Origin of the sequence: Pseudofrankia asymbiotica (genome assembly GCF_001983105.1) — a bacterium.
GTDB lineage: Bacteria > Actinomycetota > Actinomycetes > Frankiales > Frankiaceae > Pseudofrankia > Pseudofrankia asymbiotica.
This window is the reverse complement of record NZ_MOMC01000016.1, coordinates 185,430-204,155: the sequence shown is the minus strand read 5'-3', so window position 1 is coordinate 204,155 and position 18,726 is coordinate 185,430. Positions and strand designations below refer to the sequence as shown.

Here is an 18,726-nt window from a genome sequence, read left to right as displayed (position 1 = left end):
ATGGGCGGGACCGGTCGTGCGAGGACTGGGGGTGGTGTCGTCACGATGCTCAGGCTCCTTCGCCGCGCTCGCCGCGCTCGCCGCGCCCGTCGGTCGGGACGAGGTCGCCCACGCCCTGGCCGCGCGCGTCGGCGGCGCGGATCTCCGCCGCTATGTCGGTGAGTCCGTAGATGCGCAGTCCCGGCTTCCAGACGCTGGCGTCGGCGACGACCCGGACCCGTCCCGGGCCGCGCAGCATCTCGCGGATGTGCGCCTCGATGGTCATCTCGCCGTCGTCGGCGAGGATCTGGCCCCGGTACCGCCAGCTCATCGGCAGGCCGGTCGGCAGGACGAACACCGGCTCGTCGAGCCCGTCGGCCAGGCCGGTGTCGACCATCCACTCCTGGATCGCCTGGATGACGGCCTCGATGCCCAGCGAGCCGGGCATCACCGGGTCCAGCCAGAAGTGMCGGGAGAAGAACCAGTCGTCGGCGCGCACCTGCCGGGTCGCGTGCAGGTAGCCGCGCCCGTGGTCGCCGCCGCCGTCGACGACGGTGACCTCGTCGAGCAGCGCCATCGCACCGGTCGCGCACAGCGGCGCGCCGGTCGCGCGGCGGGCGGCCACGTCGATGGTGCGCGCCGCCGCGGCGGGCGGCCGGGTCCGCTCCAGCCAGGTCGGCACGAAGTCGCCGCCGTCGAGGCCGTTCTGGTTGGCCAGGGTGGTGTCGTTGAAGAAGCCGAACAGCGACTCGCCGGCGTAGAACGGCTCGCCGTCGACGGCCAGCTCGTAGGAGAAGTTCTGCAGGACCGCGCCGGTGAGCACGGTGGTGGACAGCAGGGTCGAGGTCTGTCGGATCGTGCGGCCGGCGAGGTCGACGTCACGCAGCAGGGTCGCGGTGCCGTCGAGGTTGCGCAGGCAGTACTGCTCGTCCGGGTCGGTCAGGGTGGCGCCGAGGTAGTAGCCGAGCATGAGGGCCGACTGCAGCGACGTCTCCATGTGGATGACGTTGGGCATCGTCGGCGTCGCGCTGTCGGTGTAGTACCAGGCGTCGGCCGGCGAGTCGTACTCGGTGACGGCGGTCGCGCCGCCGCCGAGCTCACCCCGGCGCCCCTGGACGGACATGAACCGGTCGACGAGGCGCAGGCCACCGCCCGGCAGCCGGCAGGCGCGCCGGCCCATCGAGGAGGCGAACTCGGGCCCCAGCGCGATGGCGAGGTCGCCGCGGGCGCCGTGCGCCATGTGCAGCTCGCCGAGCAGCGCCCTCGTCCCGTCGGGGCCGCGCCGCCCGAGGAAGCCGGGCACCTCACCGCCGGCAAGCGGGGCGATGGGCACGCCGGGGGCCTCGCGAACGGCGACGGCCATCCCCCGCACGGTCGCGACCGGCCGCCCGCCGACGAGCAGCGCGACGTCGCCGCGCAGCCAGGGCCGCGGCACCAGGTCGACGTCGGTGACGGTCAGTTCCAGCTCCACCGCCGGCCCGGCGGCCCCGAGGCCCGCGGCGTCGTGGATCTCGACGTCCGTGACGCCGATCCCTTCGGGCAGCACGAGGCGCGGGTCGGGCAGCGCGACGTCCAGGTGGCTGTCGGCCATCACCAGGTGCAGGCCCAGGTAGAGCGCGAAGACCGAGACGGCCTGCCAGGCGGCGTCCAGCGCCCACAGCGCCGTGTCCGCGCCCGGTACGCCGGCCGGCGGCGCCGGCGACGCCGCCGCGCGCAGCAGGCCACGGCCGAGCTGACCGCCGCGCGGTTCGAGCTCGGTGACGGCGGCGAGCGGCCACGGTCCACCAAGGCGGATCGCGGGGTTGGCGCCCTCCTGGTCGTAGGCGGCGCCCAGGACACCCGCGACGTCGCCCCGCGCGAGCCGTCCCAGCGCCGCCGCGTCGAGCGTGGTCACGGCCGCGCGGGCGAGCGGCTTGAACGCCGGCTCCGTCCAGCGCGGCGTCCACGCGTACGGCCCCGGCTCCCGGCTGGCGTGCCGGGCAGCCGCACCGTCCGCGCCGTCCGCGCCGCCGCGCGCCGCTGGGCGGTCGACGCCCGCGGTGGCCGGCGACAGCAGGCAGTCGGTCACCTGGACGATCGGCCCGGACGGCCCGTCGATCCGCATCTCGACGGCGAGGCCGGCGCCGGCTCCGCCCATGCCGGTCGCGGCGGCGAGGCCGCCGGCGGCCCGGGTCGTCGCGCGCAGCCACAGCCGCTCACCGGCAGCGGGCAGCGGGCCCAGGGCCCGCACGGTCGCACGGGTCAGTTCGACGCCGCCCGGCGGGAGGCTGGCGAGGTGTGCCGACCGGGCGGCGAGCCGCGCCCAGCCGGCGCGCAGCAGCGCGGGCAGCGTGAGCCAGCCGCCGGTCTCCCCCGGCACGGCCGGGGCGAGCTCCGTCGCCACGGTGATCTCAGCTGGCGGGCTGATCGCCCTGGCAGCCGTCGACGGGAGGGCCGCGGCGACCTGCCGGGCCGCGGGCACTCCCGCCGGCGCGGTGCCGGTGGCGGGCACGGAGGCCGCCTCACGCAGCAGCGCCAGCGCCTGGTCGGCGAACGCCGCCTGGACACGCAGCGCCGAGGCGTGCGCGGCGACGAGCCCGCCGCGCAGCTGACCCACCAGCTCGGTCGCCAGGTCACCTCGCTCACCCGGTACGGGGTCCCCACCGGCGATGTCCCCGCTCGCCATGTCGGCGGGCGCGCCCACGGTGCCGTCCCGGCTGGGAGCGGGGCCGGTGACGCTGGTCCAGACGTCCGGGTCGGCCGGGTCGCCGTCGAAGGCGAGCTCGTCCAGGGCGTCCAGTGCGCCGGTGGCGCCGAGGACGTCTCCGCCGCCGGCTGCGCGCGCGGCGCTCGTGATGGTCGGGCTGGTCACCGTCAGGCCTCCGTCCGGGCGTCGCGTCGGCGAGCCGCCGCGCGGATGTGCTCGGCCATGTCCGGCGTCGGCACGAGCGAGACCTCCGAGAGCCGCTGCAGCACAAGCCCATCCGGGCGGTATGCCGTCACCGTCACCGTCACGCCCGACGAGCGGGGCCGCAGGTCGTCGACGACGGTGACGAACGGCTCATCGTCGGGCAGCGGCGCGAACAGCTCGGCCCGGCCGATGCCCAGGGGCAGGCAGCCCATGTCGTCGAGATACCAGCGGCCGAGCAGCGACGCGGCGGCTACCAGGACGTCGGCGAGGCCTGGGCTGTGCAGCGCGCCGGTGAACGCGCCGGCCGCGAGTGGCGTCTCGGCGAGCTGGCACTCGACGACCAGCCGGGTCCGCTCGCGGACGAGGATCCGGCGGATGCCGGCGAGCCGTGGGCCGTGGGAGAGGACGCCCTCGGCGTAGACCCAGGACGCGTCCGTCGCGTCAGCGGGCGGCCAGGGCAGGACCGGCGGCCAGGCACCGGCCGCGGGTGCCGGCGCGGGCGGCGGCGCGGGTGCGAGGAGCAGCGTCGCGGCGTAGTGCGAGGGGGGCAGCGCCGTGCCGCCGTCACCACGGACCACCGCGCGCACCCGCGCGGGCGAGCCGGGGCGGGCGTCGTCGCCGTCGGTGCCGGGCCGGCCCGGCTGGACGTCCAGCCAGTAGTCGCGCCGGTGCGAGCCGTCGAACACGACGCCCTTGTGCACCTCGTAGTCCTCCGCGCCGACCACCCGCAGGTCCGGCACCGCCCGCTCGACGCCGTTGATCAGCCAGCCGAGGCCGGCGGTCGCCGGCAGCACCGGCGACGGGCCGATCTGGTGGTCGTCGATCACGGGGTCCGTCTCCAGCCCGGCCAGCGACCTGTGGGCGATGAACGGCACCGAAGCGGCGAGCCGGCGTTCCCAGGCCGTCGCGGCCGTCGAGTCACCAGCCGGCCCCACGGGGACGTCGGCCGGCCCGGTCAGCGGCGAGGCCGCGCCGACGACCACGGCGGCCTGCCGGCCGGTGCCCTCGAGGAGCTCCGCGACGAAGCGCGCGGCCGCGTCGGCCGGTTCGAGCAGGGTGACGCCCCTGGCCAGGAACAGCTCCCGCAGGTCGGCACCGACCATGCCCGCGTCCCACGCGCCCCAGTTCACGGCGACCACCCGGCCGTCCAACCGGCGGCGGGCGGTGGCGGCGAGGCGGGTGAGGGCCTCGTTCGCCGCCGCGTAGTCGGCCTGGCCCGGGTTGCCGAACGCGCCCGCCACCGAGCCGAAGAGGACCAGGTGGCGCAGCGGGGCGTCGCGCAGCGCGGTGAGCACCGACGACAGCCCGGCGAGCTTCGGGGTGAGCACGGCGCGGACCGCCGCGGGCGACTTGTCGGCCAGCAGCGCGTCGGCGAGCGCCCCCGCGCCGTGGACGACCCCGGTCGCCCGCTCCCGCCATGGCGCCAGCGCCTGAGCGGTGGCGGCGGGGTCGGCGATGTCGACGGCCAGGTAGTGGGCGTTCGCGCCCGCCGAGGCCAGGGCCGCGAGCGTGGCGCGCACCTCGCGGGACGCGGCGACCCGACGGGCGGCCGCGTCCACCGCCGGCAGGTCGAGCGCGCCGCCGGCGGCGCGGGTCGCGGCGACGAGTGCCGCCTTGAGCTGGTCGTCGGGTACGCCATGGGCCCAGTCCGGGTCGTCCTCCTGCTCCGTCCGGCCGAGCAGGACGAGCTCCGCCGGGCAGGCCACGGCCAGCGCCTCTACGCAGCGGGCGGTCACGCCGCGCGCGCCGCCGGTGACGACGAGCACGTCGGACCCGTCGACCGGAGGCCGGTCGTCGCCGTCGACGACATCCGGCCGCGTCTGGCCCCGCGAGCCGTCACCCGCGGACAGGTAACCGGGGGCCCAGCGCAGCCCGTCCTCGTCGACTCCGACCTCGACGACGTCCCTGGCGACGTCGGTGACCTCGCGCAGGACCGCGCCGGTGAACGCCGCGGCGTCGAGGGCGGGATGGACGTCCACCGCCCGGCAGAAGATCTCGGGTGCCTCCTGGACGAGGGTCTTCACCAGGCCCGCGACGCCGCCCGTCATGGCGGCCGCCGCCGGGGCGTCGCCCCGGTGGCCGAGCGCGCCGTCGAGCCGGGTCACGGCCACGAACGCCGCGCGCCGGCCGGCCGCCGCGGTCGTGCGCAGCGCGCCGACCAGCCTGCCCGCGATGAGCACGGCGTCGGCGAGCCTCCGGGTGGCGCGCGCGGCGCCCGGCTGGTCGACGAGAGCGCCCTCGGCGGGGTGGCCAAGGCCCGTCGGCTCGACGAGGAGCAGGCAGAGGTCGAGGCGCGTGAGGTCGTCGACGGCGGCGAACGCGGCCTCCGCGTCCCCGCCGTCCCAGCCGGCGAGCCCGGTGCCGGCGTGACCGGTGTTCGCGTCCAGCGGCAGGTTGGCCGCGCCGACGGTGACGACGTCGACGCGCAGCCCCTCGGCCTCGAGGCGACGGGCGAGCCTGGCGGCGGGACTGTCACCGGCGTCGTCCGTCTCGGCCGCGGCGGCGGCCCCGCCACCGAGGTTGATGATGAGCGCGCGCGCTCCGGTGCCGAACGGAATGTCGAGAGGGTCGGCGGCGGGTATCCGCCGCAGTGCCAACGGCATCCGTTCGACCACGGCCGGCGCCGCGTCGCCGCCGCCGTCGCGGGGCTGGCCGGCGTCGCCGGGTTCCGGCGAGGCCGGGAGTGGCCGCGAGGAGGGGACGACCGCGGGTGGCGCGGCGGCGGGTGGCGCCGTCGGTGTCCCGGCCGTGAGCCCGAGGCCATCGGTCAGGAAGCCGGCGACGTCGGCGAGGGTGCGCAGCTCGGCGAGGCGTTCCGGACCGACCGCGGGCACACCCGGGAACCGATCCTGAAGCGCGCCCAGGATCTGCACACGCTTGATCGAGTCGACCCCCAGGTCCGACTCCAACGCCATCGACGGATCCAGCACATCCACCGGATAGCCCGTCTTCCCCGCCACCACCTCGGCCACCGCGGCCGACACCGTCGCCGGATCCACGGCCTGGGCCGGGGCCGCGGCGGCGGCAGCCGCGGCGGTCGCCGCCGCGGCGGGCCCGCCCGCCGACGCCAGCCCGTCGGTCAGGAAGCCGGCCACGTCGGCGAGGGTGCGCAGCTCGGCCAGACGCTCCGGACCCACCGCGGGCACACCCGGGAACCGATCCTGAAGCGCGCCCAGGATCTGCACACGCTTGATCGAGTCGACCCCCAGGTCCGACTCCAACGCCATCGACGGATCCAGCACATCCACCGGATAGCCCGTCTTCCCCGCCACCACCTCGGCCACCGCGGCCGACACCGTCGCCGGATCGACAGCCGGAGCCGAGGCGGCCGGCACGATCGCCGGCGCGGGGCGGTCGAGCAGGTCGGTCGCTCCCGCCGGCAGCCAACTTTCCAGGGCCGGCGCCGGGGGCGCCGTCACGTCGAGGTCCGGACCGGTGGCCGGGTGCGTGCTCGGCGCGTGCCCGTTGGACGAGCCATTCAGGTGCCCGGCGGCCGACGGGCCGGGCTGGGCCGGGATCGCGTGAGTGAGGCTGGACGGCGCCAGCGGATAGCCGGCTCCGCCGGGCAGGTCGCCGCGCGAGCCGTCACCGCCGGGCAGGCCGTTTCCGGATCGGCCGGCGGGCTGGCTGCCCACCGCCGCGCCTCCGGCGGCCAGCCCGGTCGTGGCCGCGCCGCCCGGCGCGAGGGTGGCGAGCGACGCGAGGATCTCGTTGACGCGAACGTGGGCGTCGCCGGTCGCGAGGCTCTGGTGGGCCACGGCCTGCGCGGCGAGCCCGATCCCCTGGCCGGCCGCGCCGCCGCCAGGGGCCCGGCGTAGCACGTCGACGAGTCCTTCCGCGACCCGCAGCTGGCCCTCGATGAACTGGCCGTGCAGGGCGAGGTGGTCCCGTGCGAGCGTGCTCAGTTCCGCCGCCGCGGCGGCGGCACCCACCGGCCCCGCGGCACCGGCGCCGGCAGCGGCGAACGCGGCGACGGGGGCCGGCTCAGGCGTGCCCGCGGCGGCCGCGGGCACCATCGTTCCCGGCACGGGCGCCCACCCGGGCACGAACTCCGGCTCCGGCCGCGCGGGCGGGGTCGCCACGGGCGCCGCCTTCACCGGGGTCACCGCGGCCGCGGCGGCCGGCGTCTCCGCGGCGGGCGGCGGCGCCGGGATCGCGGCGAGCTGGCGGCTGGCCGCGATCGGCGCGAGCGCGGTGACCGCGTCGCGGTAGGCCTGGCGGCGCGCCTCGGAGACGTGGTTGGCACCGGTCAGGGTGACCGTCAGGCCGGTCGGCTCCGGCCGCGCGGCGAGCGGGGCCGCGTACCGGTTCAGGCCGGTCAGCTCGACCCCGAGCACGACCAGGCGGACGGCGGCGGCCAGCAGGCTCGCCGCGCCGTCGCCACCACGCCCGGCGTCGACCGCTACCGCGACGACGTCGTCGCCGAGGGCACGGCGGACCAGGCCGGTCAGGACCTGGCCGGGGCCGACCTCGACGAACACGTCGACGCCGKCCGCGCGCAGCGCGGTGAGGCCGGCGGCGAACTCCACCGGGTTGCGCAGCTGCTCCGCGAGCACCTGGCGGTTGGCGACGGGGTCGGAGCCGTAGTCCGCGCCGGCCGTGTTGGCGTACACCGGGACGGCCGGCCGCGCGATGGTGACCTCGGCGAGGTCGGCCGCGAACCGGTCGACGGCGTGCTCGACGAGGCGGGTGTGGAAGGCGGCGGCGACCGGCAGCCGGCGGGCGTCCAGCCCGTGCGTGCCGGTGGCGGCGACGAAGGCCTCGACCGCGGCGGTCGGGCCGCCGACGACCACCTGGTCCGGGGCGTTGTGGTTGCAGACGACCACGTCCGGGTGCTCGGCGAGCGCGGCGGTGACCTCGTCGCGGGAGGCCCGGACGGCGGCCATCGTGCCCGGGTCGAACCCGGGGTCGCCGTCGGCGCCCTCACCGCCGCCGGCCGCGGGCGGCGCCATCGCCTGGCCGCGGGCCCTGGCGAGCCGGAAGAAGTCGTCGGCACTGATCGCGTCGGCGGCCCACAGGGCGGTCAGCTCGCCGAAGCTGTGACCGAGCAGCCCTGACGGGCGCAGGCCGAGCTCGCGCAGGAACCGGAAATGTCCGGCGGACAGTGCTCCGATCGCCGGCTGGGCGTACTCGGTCCTGGTCAGCGTCGCCTCGGCGGCACGCGCCCGCGCCTCGTCGAAGGTAGGCGGGGGGAACACGGCGCGGGCCAGTGTCGGCTCCGCCCCGGCGAAGTGGGCGTTCGCCGCGTCGAACGCGGCCAGCACCGGCGGCACGTCGACGGCCGCCGCGGCGCCCATCCCGACGTACTGGCTGCCCTGGCCGGCGAACAGCACGCCGACCGTGGGGTTCGCGAGCGCCGCCCGCCGGTAGTGGACGCCGCGCGGGTGCGACCAGGCGTCGGCGTCCGGCCGGCTGGCCAGCTGCTCGCCGGCGAGCGCCCGCAGCGCGTCGGCCTCATCGAGGGTGCGGGCGACGAAGCCGACGCGGGCGGCGGACGCCGGGACGGTGTCGTCCCCGTTCGGCTCGCTCCCGGACCGGAGCAGCTCGCCGAGCGCGGCGGGCGTCGGCGCGTGCCACAGGTAGGCGCGGGCGGCACCGTGCAGGGCGGGCGCGACCAGCGTCGCGGCCGCCGCGTCGCCGGCACCGGTGCCGGTGCCGGCCGTGGCGGTGGCCGTGGCGGTGGCCGTGGCGGTGGCGGCGTACTCCTCGAGGACGACGTGGAAGTTGGTGCCGCCGAAGCCCATCGCGGAGGCGGCGGCGCGGCGGCGGCCGAGCGTCGGGTCGAGCACCCAGGGCCGGGTGCTGGTGTTCGCGTACAGCGGCGAGTCCTCGGCTGCGAGCACCTTGTTCGGCGTCGACACGTTGATCGTCGGCGGCAGCAGCCGGTGGCGCAGCGCGAGCGACAGCTTGATCAGGCTCGCTGCGCCCGCCGCCCCCTTGGTGTGCCCGATCTGCGACTTCACGCTGCCGACCGCCGCCGACCGGGGCCGCGCGCCCGCCTCGGTCAGCACGGTCGAGAGCGCGGTCAGCTCGGTCTGGTCGCCGACGGCGGTGCCGGTCGCGTGGGCCTCGAACAGCTCGACCGTGGCGGGGCTGACCCCGGCGTCGGCGTAGGCGCGGCGCAGCGCCCGCAGCTGGCCCTCGGCGCGCGGCGCGTAGATGCTGGTGAACCGGCCGTCGCTGGACGACCCGAGGCCGCGGATCACCGCGTAGACGCGGTCGCCGTCGCGCTCGGCGTCGGCCAGCCGCTTGAGCGCGAGGATCCCGATGCCCTCGCCGACGAGGGTGCCGTCGGCGCCGGCGTCGAACGGGCTGATCTTGTCGGTCCGCGACAGCGCCTGTGTCTTGCTGAAGCACATGTAGCTGAAGATCGTGTTCTCGGTGTCGCAGCCGCCTGTGAGCATGAGATCGGCGCGGTGGTCGAGCAGCTCGCCGATCGCGGCGCGCACGGYGGTCAGCGCGCTCGCGCACGCCGAGTCGACGGTGTAGTTCGTGCCGCCGAGGTCGAGGCGGTTGGCGATCCGGCCGGCGATGACGTTGCCGAGCAGGCCTGGGAAGGTGTTCTCCTCCCACGGCGGGAAGGCCTCGGCGAACGCGGTGGCGACGGAGGCGGCCTCGTCGTCGTTCAGCCCGGCTGCCCGGGCCACCTCGCGGACGACCGGGCTCTCCAGTCGGGCGGCGAGCGGGTGGGCGAGCGACGTCGGCCCGGTCACCCCGAGGACGACGCCGGTGCGCTCGGAGTCGTACCAGCGAGCGCCGGGCGCCCCGGCGTCGGCGAGCGCGTCGCGGGCGACGAGCAGGCTCAGCAGCTGGACGACGCCGGTCACGTCGAGCTGGTTCGGCGGGACGCCGAACTCCATCGGGGAGAACGGCGTCGGCGGCAGGAAGCCGCCGCGCAGGGCGTAGGTGTGGTCCGGCACCCTGGGGTCCGGCGCGTAGTAGTCGTCCGGCCGCCAGTGGGTCGCCGGCACCTCGGTCACGCAGTCGACGGCGTCGACGACGTTGCTCCAGAACTCCCGGACGTCGCGCGCCAGGGGAAACAGCCCGGCAAGCCCGACAATGGCGATCGGATTGTTCGCGAGCCGTCGGTCCTCGGGTCGGTCGGCCTCGTGCACGAGCTTCCCTCTTTCGCTTGCCGCGAGCGGCGGCTGACGGTCCAACTCGGTCTGATAGAGGTTTTCGTGGCTTGCGGCGGGCGTCGGCACGCTCGTCGCGCCGGGATTCCAGGCAAATTCTCAGGGGCAGACAAGGCGGCCATCAATACCGGCGGCCCGAACACTCGATCGGGGCTGCCTATCGCGCGTGCTGAACGCCTTCGAAAGGCCCGCTCACGGATTCTGTAATTCGCGCCACATCACGGGCCGAACGCCATGGCTTCGCTATTTCCCCGGGCCGGCGCGCCCTCGCCRCCACCGGCGCGCAGAAGGGTGACGAAGCCCTCGGCCACGGCCTCGTAGCCGCGCGGGCTCGGGTGGATGCCGTCGGGGTTCCACAGCGACGGGTCGTCGGTGCCGTCCGCGTGCGCCAGGTCGAAGCACGGCATGCCGAGCCGGGCAGCGAGCGGGCGGATGTAGGCGTTGGCGGCGTCGAACCGTTCGCGCAGCAGGTCGCGGAGGCCGGGCGGGATGGGCAGCCGGCCGGGGATGTCGGGGAAGGTGATCGTGAACGCGACGGTGCCGGGCACCGCGAGCGCCTCGAAGATCGCCGCCAGGTTGTCCTCGAACCGAGGCCGGGAGTAGTCGCTGACCAGGTCGTTGCCGCCGACGGTGATGCCGACGAGGCGTGAGCGGGCAGCGGTGGCGAGCGCGAGCTGGCGGTCGACGACGGTCTGCGTGGTGGCGCCGTGCTCGCCGAGGTTGCGCACCCGGCTCGGCGGGATCCCCAGCGCCGCGGCCACCCGCGGCACCCAGCCGAGGTAGCCACCGCCCGGCGCCGGGTCCCCGCGGCCCTGCGCGAAGCTGTCGCCGAGCACCGTGAACATCGGCGCGGGCATGGTCGTCGCTCCTCCTCGTGCGGGCCGGCGGGCGGCCGGATGGCGGCGGTGGTGGATGGTGGCCGTGGTGGATCGCGGCGGGCGACGGCGGGCCGCACCCGCGTGCGGACGCCGGCCGCGTCGGGGCGGGTCAGGCCGCCGAGAGCATGGCCTCGAGGTTCTCCGGCGCGAAGAACACCGACGCGGGGACCACGCCGGCGAGCAGCCCGAAGAACAGCTTCCGCGCGTTGTCGTTCGCGGCCACACCCGTCAGGACGGCGACCAGCTCCGGCGGGAAGTCGAGCTCCGCGACCGTGGTGGTCAGATCGAACACGGTCGACGACTCCTCGTCGCGCAGGCGCTGGTAGTCGGCGAGCGTCTCGTCCAGCGGGCGCGCGCCGCCCAGGCCCTCGTCCACCGCCTCGGCGAGCAGCTCGGCGGCGTGGAACGCGTCGGCGATCCCCTGCCCGGTGACCGGGTCCTTGTGATACCCGGCGTCGCCGATCAGCGCCCAGCCGGGACCGTGCGATGTCCGGTAGTAGTTGTCGGGGTAGCGGATGCCGTAGTAGCGGTCGGCCTGCTCGGCTCCCTCGAGGTCGGCCGCGAGCTGGGGGTCGATGTTGCGGAAGACCTCGCGGATGCTGCCGTCGATGTCGGCGCGGAACGGCTCGAACGCGTCGAGGCGGCGCATCGCGGTGACGAGTGTCAGCCCGTCGTGCGTGGGCCAGCCGGCGCACTGCTCCCGCACCCCGAAACGGCTGTGGAACTGCCAGTCGAGCCCGCTGAAGTACGAGTAGTAGATGAAGCAGGCGGCCGGTACGACCTTGTAGAACTCGGCGCCGACGAGGCCCGCGACGACGGAGTTGCGCCCGTCGGCCCCGATGACCACCCGCGCCCGCTCGGTCACCTCGGCGCCGCCCGCGTCGCGGCCGCGGATACCCGTCACCCGGCCGTCGTCGTCGAACACCAGCTCGCGGACGGAGAAGTTCTCGCGTACCTCGACCCCAGCCTCGGCGGCGCCGTCGAGGAGGATCTTGTCGAGCACGGTGCGCCGCGGCGCGAGCGAGAAGTCGAGGCCGTCGATCGGGTCGGCGAAACCGCTGATCATCAGGTCCCGGTAGGACATCGTCATGTGCCGGATCGGGGTGGGCCCGGTGGCCATCAGTGGGTCGAGCAGGCCCCAGTCGCGCAGCCGCAGCAGGCCGGCCTGCTGGAGGTAGTGCGTGGACAGCGTGTCGCTCGGGAAGCTGCCCCGGTCGACGAGCAGGACCCGGTAGCCACGGCGCGCGAGCAGCATCGCCACCGGCGAGCCGGCGCAGCGCGCGCCGACGACAGCCACGTCGTACATCGGTCAGTCCCCTATCGGTCGTCCGTTCACGTCGTCCGATGCCAGTGCGCCCGGCGCCGTCTCGGCCGGCGCGATCTCGTCCGGCGTTGTGCCGCTGAGCGCCGAAAACGTCGCCCGGCGCCCCGGAGCGCCGCCCAGTCGGGGCGTCGCATATTTTCCTACCGTGCCCGACGGTTTCCAGTCGGACGCTCTGACGCCTTCCAATCGGACTATTGACGGGGGCAATCAAAGACACGTCGAATACTCACGATGCCCGCCTGCGTTTGCTGGCCATTCACCGGCGGTAAATCTTCGCGGGTGAGGCTGGAGGGTATGTCCGCACAGTCTGACATTCCTTCCGCCCTGGCCGAGGCCCGCGCGTCACACCTGCGTTCCCACGGGGACACGGCACCCGACCTCGAACAGCTGCGCCAGGTCATCGACGCGATGGTGCCCTTCTGCGACCTCGTCGGGGTGCGTGTCATCGAGCTGCGCCCGGACGGTGGCGTCGCCGAGCTGCCCGACCGGCCGGATCTGCGCAACCACATGGGCACCGTGCACGCCGGCGCGATCTTCCTCGTGGCCGAGGTGTCCGGCGCCGCGGCCTTCTCCGGGGCGATGGCTGCGCGGATCCTCGGCGTCCAGGCCTTCGTGCTGCGCGACTGCCGGGTGTCCTACCTGAAGCCGGCGCGGGGCCGGCTGCGGGCGCACGGCACGATCGACACCGCCGTCACGCGCGACGTGCTCACCCGCACCGGCACCGAGCGGTTCGACCTGACCGGCCGGTCGCTGGTCTACGACGACGCCGGTGTGCTGGTCGCGAAGGTCGACTTCGACTACGTCGCCACCGTCGCCTGAGGCTGGCGTATCGGCGCGAGCGGCTGGGACATGACGGCCGTCAGCCGTCAGCCGATGGCGGCTGACGGCTGACGGCGCCGCTCTTCAGGTCCTGTGACGGGAACGCGTCACCGGGCTTCCGCCCGGGCGAGGCCGGTCACCGCGTTGGGACGGCACGGGACGAGACGTCCGCGCGGCGGTGTCGGCATCGAAGGTCCGTGGTACTCGTCCGGGCAGGAAGACGCTCGTGGCTTCACTACTGCCCCGGCCGCCCCCACTGCCCCCACTGCCGGCATCGACGGCGGCCGGGCCGGTCCGGGCCGCGGTTCTCGTCAGGCTGAAGCTGCCCTGCTCCGAAAGAACATCCAGAGCCATGATGATCACAAAAGCGAGAACGGTGAACGTCACGAGACACACGGCCAGGCTCATGACGATGGGATCCGCGCCGGCCGTTGGCATACTGGCGTCCGCGCGTTCGACCTGGACGGCTGTCATCGCGGTGTAGTGCATCCCGCATACCGCGACCGTCATGACCGCCGAGGCGAGCACGACGTGGGTCCTGCTGCGAACACGGAAAGCGATGACGAGCGCGGCGAGCGCGGCGCCGATGGCGATGGCGATCGACAGGGCCACTCTCGTCGGATCGTAGGCAATCCTGGATCCGGTCCGCATCGCCGCCATCCCGGTGTAATGCATCGCGGCGACTCCGAGACCGGCCACGGTTCCGCCGACGGCGATGYGGCCGAGACCGCGCGGGTTGTTTCCCACGATGCCGATCCCCAGCGCCGACGCCGCGATCGCGATGACGAGTGACAGGGCGGTCAGGGGAACGTTGTAGGTAATTCCCATGGTGCCGAGGTGATATGCGGCCATTCCCATGAAGTGCATCGACCAGATCGCCCCACCGCCGAGGCTGACCGAGGCCGCCGCTGTCCACCGGAGCCTGCGCCGGCCGGAACTGAACGGAATCCTGACCGCACTGACGAGCGCGGCAAAACATCCAAGGAATGACAACGCGACCGAGATGCCCACGGATAACATGTCGTAACTTGCGTGCTGGTGCGTCATCCGCCCTTCCCACTGAGCCTTTCCGTCTCACCCGCGTCGGCGGGTGTCCACGCTGGTCCGACGCGACGATGAGCAAGGATCACTGTCCGACCGCGGCCCCGGGCCCGGTGAAGGTGACGTGTCGCCGGTCGCCGGATCCCTTGGGAACGGGGTACCGTCGCCCTCCACCGGGTCTGGGTCGCGGCCCCGCAAGACCGCGCGTGACCGCGGCTAGTTCCCGTGACCGCCGGCCAGCTGCCCGAGGAAGCCGCTGTTGTCGTAATAGTTGTGCACCTCGACAAGGCGGAGATCATCAGAAACGCGCGCCACGGTGACCCCGAACATCTCGATCCGTTCGCCGGTCGGGGACATACCCTTGTACGGCCCACTGAACGCGCCCCAGTGGCGCCATTTGAACGTTATCGTGGGCGGCGGCGAGTAGACCTCGAGGACCTCCCAGAAGAACCCGCCCGGGAACGCCTCATGGAAGATCTCGTGAGAGGACTCGAACGTCTCGCCGCTGGCGGAGTAATAAGGGTTCTCGMCGATGAGGACGTTATAGCTTCCGCGCTCGGCCAGCTCCGCGCTGCCGACAGCCGGGCCTCCGTTCACGCTCATCCGAAGCTGGTCGGTGACCGTGCTCACCCACTGCGCCGGATCTTTCTTGTGGGAAAGTTCCATCTCGAACACCTGCACGACTCGCTCCACGATGTCGGCGAGCGAGCCGGCGGGATGATGGACGGTCCTTTCGACCGGCATCGTCTGATGAGACAGGTGATAGTCCGGCGGGGCACCGTCACGCCAGACCACACCCTCCGATTCCGCGACTACCGCGCCTCTCCCACGCATGTGCGGCGGCTCACCCTTGAGTCCGTCCTGACTCACCTGGTTGTTCTCCTCGGCTGTTGATGAAGGAAATCCGGGCCACAAACGGTGGCCCGGATCAAGCTGCACCCCGATCCACTCGGAGCGACCGCTCCATCACGATAGGAGAAGATCACCAATTTATATACCCTAATTCGGGGGTATTGACCACACTTTCGATCCGACCCGCTGCTCTCAGCAACCATGACCACTCGCGGATTGTGATCGTCAAACGGTTCGATCGGACGGCCGCCGTCAGGACGGCCCTCGTCCGTCACCCGCCTGTCGCCGGCCGCCGTCGCTCAGCGCGGCCGCGCGGCGTACATCTCCTCGATCAGCGCGGCGTTCTCCTCGGCCACCACGGCCCGGCGGATCTTCAGCGACGGGGTGATCTGGCCGCCCTCGACCGTCAGGTCCGCCGGCAGCACGCGGAACTCGCGGATCGACTCGGCCCGGGACACCAGCGCGTTCGCCGCGTCCACCGCGGCGCGGACCTCGGCCAGCACGGCCGGGTCCGTGCGGGCGGCCACCGGGTCGTCCGGGCCACCGGTGCGGGCCGCCCAGGCGCGCAGCGCCGCCCGGTCGAGCGTGACCAGCGCCGTCACGAACGACCGACCCTCGCCGAGCACGATCGCGTGGCTGACCAGCGGATGCAGCCGGATCCGGTCCTCGAGCGGAGCCGGCGCGACGTTCTTGCCGCCGGAGGTGATGATCAGCTCCTTGGCCCGGCCGGTGATGTACAGGTAGCCATCCTCGTCGAGGCGGCCCAGGTCGCCGGTACGCAGCCAGGGCTCGTGCGGCGCCGGCCCGTCGCCCGGCCAGTAGCCCGGGGACACCTGCGGTCCGGCGACGAGGATCTCGCCGACGGCTCCGGTCTCACCCTCGCCGATGGCGACGGCCGTGCCCGGCAGCGGCCGGCCGGCGCTCCCGGGCCGGTCGGCGCCGGGCGCGTTGATGCTCACCGCCGTCGCGGACTCCGTGAGCCCGTACGCCCCGAGGATCCGCACGCCGGCGCCGGTGAGGAACTCGGCGGTCGACGGGTCGAGGGTGGCTCCCCCGCAGACGACGTGCCCGAGCCGGCCGCCGAGCGCCACCCGCAGTCGCCGGTACACCAGCCGCTCGAACACCGCTCCGCGCAGTCCCCGGCCGGCGGGGCCGGGCGCCCCGACCGCGTCGACCACCCCGCCGGCACGGGCGTCCGCTCGGGCATCTCGCTCGCCGCGCGCGGCTCGCGTGCCTTCCGTGGCCGCGGCCGGCTCGGGCCGGCCGCGGGCGGCCCGGCCACGCTCGACGGCGTGCCGCTCGGCGGCGGCGAACACCCGCCCGGACAGCCCGCCGCCGGCCCGCGCCCGCGCGCCCTTGCGCAGCTTCTCCAGCGCGGCGGGCACGGCGACGAGGAAGGTCGGCCGGAACGAGGCCAGCGCCGCTGGCAGGTCCCCCGGGCTCGCCACCAGCGCGGTGTGCACCCCCGACCACAGGCAGCCCACCAAGGTCACCCGACCGAACACGTGAGAAAGCGGCAGGAAAAGCGCGGTGGACGGCGCGCCGCCGGCGGCCTGGACGACCGGGTCGAGCATGTCGACGACGTTCACAGCCGCATAAAAGATGTTGGCATGCGTCAGCATGCAGCCTTTCGGTTCACCGGTGGTTCCGCTGGTGTAGACGATGGTGGCCAGGTCCGCCGCCTGAACCGCGTCCAGGCGCGCCGCGAACCGCGATGGGTCGACGCCGCCGCCGACCGCCGCGAGTTCGTCGACCGCGTTGTCGAGCGTCCACAGACGATCGTCGGGAACGCCCGCGGCCCGCAGCAGCCGGGCGTGTTCCGGGGTCTGTGCGAACGCGGCGACGGCGCCGCTGTCACGCAGGATGTGCGCGGTCTGGTGAGCGGACGACGTCGGGTAGACGGGGACGGTGACCGCCCCGACGGACCACAGCGCGAAGTCGACGACCACCCATCCGTAGCCGGTCGCGCCCATGATGGCGACGCGGTCGCCCTGGCCTATCCCGACGGCGACCAGCCCGCGCGCGACGGCGCGGACGTCGGCGCACAGCTCGGTGCCGGTGACGTCGCGCCAGCCGTCGCCCTGGGGGCTCGCCAGCACGGGCCGGCCGCCGGCCGCCTCGACCAGGCCCAGGACCGCGCCGGCCAGGCCCTGCTCGGCGGGTAGCCGCGTCCCGGGCCCGTCACCTCGGTCGCCGGCCGGCGGGTGCCGCTCGGCGAGCGGCTCGCCCGCACGCTGTCCGTCGGGGTGGTGTCCGAGATTCGGGGCGGGCTGGAGGTGCTGCACGGGTTCTCCTCGCGGCGGCAACAACGACGGCGACGGCGGCGGGTGGAGACGGTGACGTGGAGCTGATCTCGGAGCCGTCGGTGGCCCGCCCGCGGGCGCCGGCGACGGGTCCGTCCCGCCCGGGCGCGGTTCACAGCGGCTGCGGCGGTCTGGCCGGCGCCGTCGGCACGGGCACGAGCACGCGGAAACACTCGGCGACTTTTTCCGCACGGCTTCACGAACAAATATCGTCGATATGACCGACGAGGCGCGCCAGAAGACACCCACCGTCACGCGGGTTGTTTGTCGATGATTTTCTTCAGGTGCCTGACGAAAGGTTCACCGAACCTGGATAGTCCGGCCTTCCGGAACTATGCTAACCGCCGGAGGCACCGCGGCGAAGGCCCCGGGCTCACTCGCGGGGCCGTCAACGATTCGCGTTTCACGACCGGCCGATTGTGTGCGTCAATAGCCCTCCTGGCGCACCGGGCAGGATTTCACGGAAGGAGCCCACGGTGACCACGCACCCCGCGAGCGCCGCCGAGGCCGCCACGCGGCCCGAGGTCGAGGAGGTCGAGGTTCGGGTCGGCCCGAACCTCGACACCCGTTTCGTCGTGCGTGTCCGGCCGCGGCCGGACGAATCCGCGCCGGCCCTGGTCTTTCTTCCAGCCATGGGTGTCCGCGCCGGCTACTACGACAGGTTCGTCGACGCGCTGTACGAGGCGGGCTACTCGGTGGTGGTCACCGACCTGCGCGGCCAGGGCGACAGCACGGCGCCGCGGGGACGGCGCGGCGGTGGCTACCACGACCGCATCGAGCTGGACCTCCCCGCGGTCACGGCCGTGGCCCGCGAGCGGTTCCCGAAGGCGCCGCTCTTCGTCGTCGGGCACAGCCTCGGCGGACAGCTGTCCCTCCTTCGGGCCGCCTGCCACGGCGACGAGGACGGCCTTGCCGGGATCGCCGTCATCGCCACCGGCACCGCCCACTGGCGCGCCTTCGGCCGCCGCGTCCCCTACGTGCTCGTCGGCTCCTGGATCATCCCCGCGGTGACCCGGACGCTCGGGCGCTGGCCGGGCCACTGGTTCGGTTTCGGCGGCCGCCAGCCCGCGGCGCTCATGCTGGACTGGAGCCGTCACTCCAGGACGGGCCGCTACCAGCCCACCGGCTACGACCGGGACCTGGCCGAGCTGCTCGCCGGCGTGTCCCTGCCGGTACTCGCGCTGTCCCTGGAGGCCGACCCCCTCGCGCCCCGCCGCGCCGTCGACGCGATGATCGACCGGCTCACCGGGACCACCGTGACCAAGGTGCACCTGACGAGGGCGGACGGCCTCAGCCGCGTCGGGCACTTCGCCTGGGCCCGCGATCCCGCGGTGGTGGCGGACCATGTCGCCTCCTGGGTCCGCGACCAGGCGGCGAGGCCCGACTAGCCCGGCCCGACACCAGCGACACGCACCGGCACGGCACCGGCATCGCTTGTCGGGGCAGGTCACATGGGGGCCAGGAGCTCTGCCTTAGCCCCGATCTCACCTGCCCGACAAGCGGC

Annotated in this window: 9 protein-coding genes; 2 read left to right on the top strand and 7 right to left on the bottom strand. The window is 74.4% G+C overall.

Features of this window, described 5'->3' with window-relative positions; translation table 11 throughout:
- Positions 1–49: 49 nt before the first annotated feature.
- From BL253_RS09730 to BL253_RS09715, 4 genes are all read right to left on the bottom strand, one after another.
- Positions 50–2,830, bottom strand: coding sequence for a beta-hydroxydecanoyl-ACP dehydratase (locus tag BL253_RS09730; protein WP_076815589.1), 2,781 nt, complete (start codon positions 2,828–2,830; stop codon positions 50–52).
- A gap of 2 nt (positions 2,831–2,832) precedes the next feature.
- A complete protein-coding gene (locus BL253_RS09725) occupies positions 2,833–9,984 on the bottom strand; it encodes a type I polyketide synthase (protein WP_076815588.1) in 7,152 nt (2,383 codons plus the stop codon).
- 239 nt (positions 9,985–10,223) lie between these two features.
- Entirely contained in the window at positions 10,224–10,862 is a 639-nt protein-coding gene (locus BL253_RS09720) for an SGNH/GDSL hydrolase family protein (protein WP_076815587.1), read from the bottom strand.
- A gap of 130 nt (positions 10,863–10,992) precedes the next feature.
- Complete coding sequence (locus BL253_RS09715) at positions 10,993–12,189, bottom strand: NAD(P)/FAD-dependent oxidoreductase (RefSeq protein ID WP_076815586.1); 1,197 nt, start codon at positions 12,187–12,189, stop codon at positions 10,993–10,995.
- Between the two features lie 312 nt (positions 12,190–12,501).
- Here BL253_RS09715 and BL253_RS09710 point away from each other — a divergent pair, with 312 nt between their 5' ends.
- Complete coding sequence (locus BL253_RS09710; protein ID WP_076815585.1) at positions 12,502–13,026, top strand: DUF4442 domain-containing protein; 525 nt, start codon at positions 12,502–12,504, stop codon at positions 13,024–13,026.
- Positions 13,027–13,110: 84 nt separating this feature from the next.
- Here the strand turns inward: BL253_RS09710 and BL253_RS09705 are convergent, their stop codons facing one another.
- From BL253_RS09705 to BL253_RS09695, 3 genes are all read right to left on the bottom strand, one after another.
- Positions 13,111–14,073 carry an MHYT domain-containing protein gene (locus BL253_RS09705; RefSeq protein ID WP_076815584.1) on the bottom strand — a complete coding sequence of 321 codons (963 nt, stop codon included), beginning with the start codon at positions 14,071–14,073 and terminating at the stop codon, positions 13,111–13,113.
- A gap of 210 nt (positions 14,074–14,283) precedes the next feature.
- Positions 14,284–14,901, bottom strand: coding sequence for an ester cyclase (locus tag BL253_RS09700; protein ID WP_420801636.1), 618 nt, complete (start codon positions 14,899–14,901; stop codon positions 14,284–14,286).
- Positions 14,902–15,218: 317 nt separating this feature from the next.
- On the bottom strand, positions 15,219–17,204 hold the full coding sequence (locus BL253_RS09695; protein WP_081438165.1) for an AMP-dependent synthetase/ligase: 1,986 nt from the start codon (positions 17,202–17,204) through the stop codon (positions 15,219–15,221).
- 494 nt (positions 17,205–17,698) lie between these two features.
- Here BL253_RS09695 and BL253_RS09690 point away from each other — a divergent pair, with 494 nt between their 5' ends.
- A complete protein-coding gene (locus BL253_RS09690) occupies positions 17,699–18,610 on the top strand; it encodes an alpha/beta hydrolase family protein (protein ID WP_081438164.1) in 912 nt (303 codons plus the stop codon).
- Positions 18,611–18,726: the final 116 nt, after the last annotated feature.

Excerpts from the sequence above, each read along its gene's own strand:
- BL253_RS09715 (WP_076815586.1), bottom strand. The coding sequence starts at position 12,189 with ATGTACGACGTGGCTGTCGTCGGCGCGCGCTGCGCCGGCTCGCCGGTG.
- BL253_RS09710 (WP_076815585.1), top strand. The coding sequence starts at position 12,502 with ATGTCCGCACAGTCTGACATTCCTTCCGCCCTGGCCGAGGCCCGCGCG.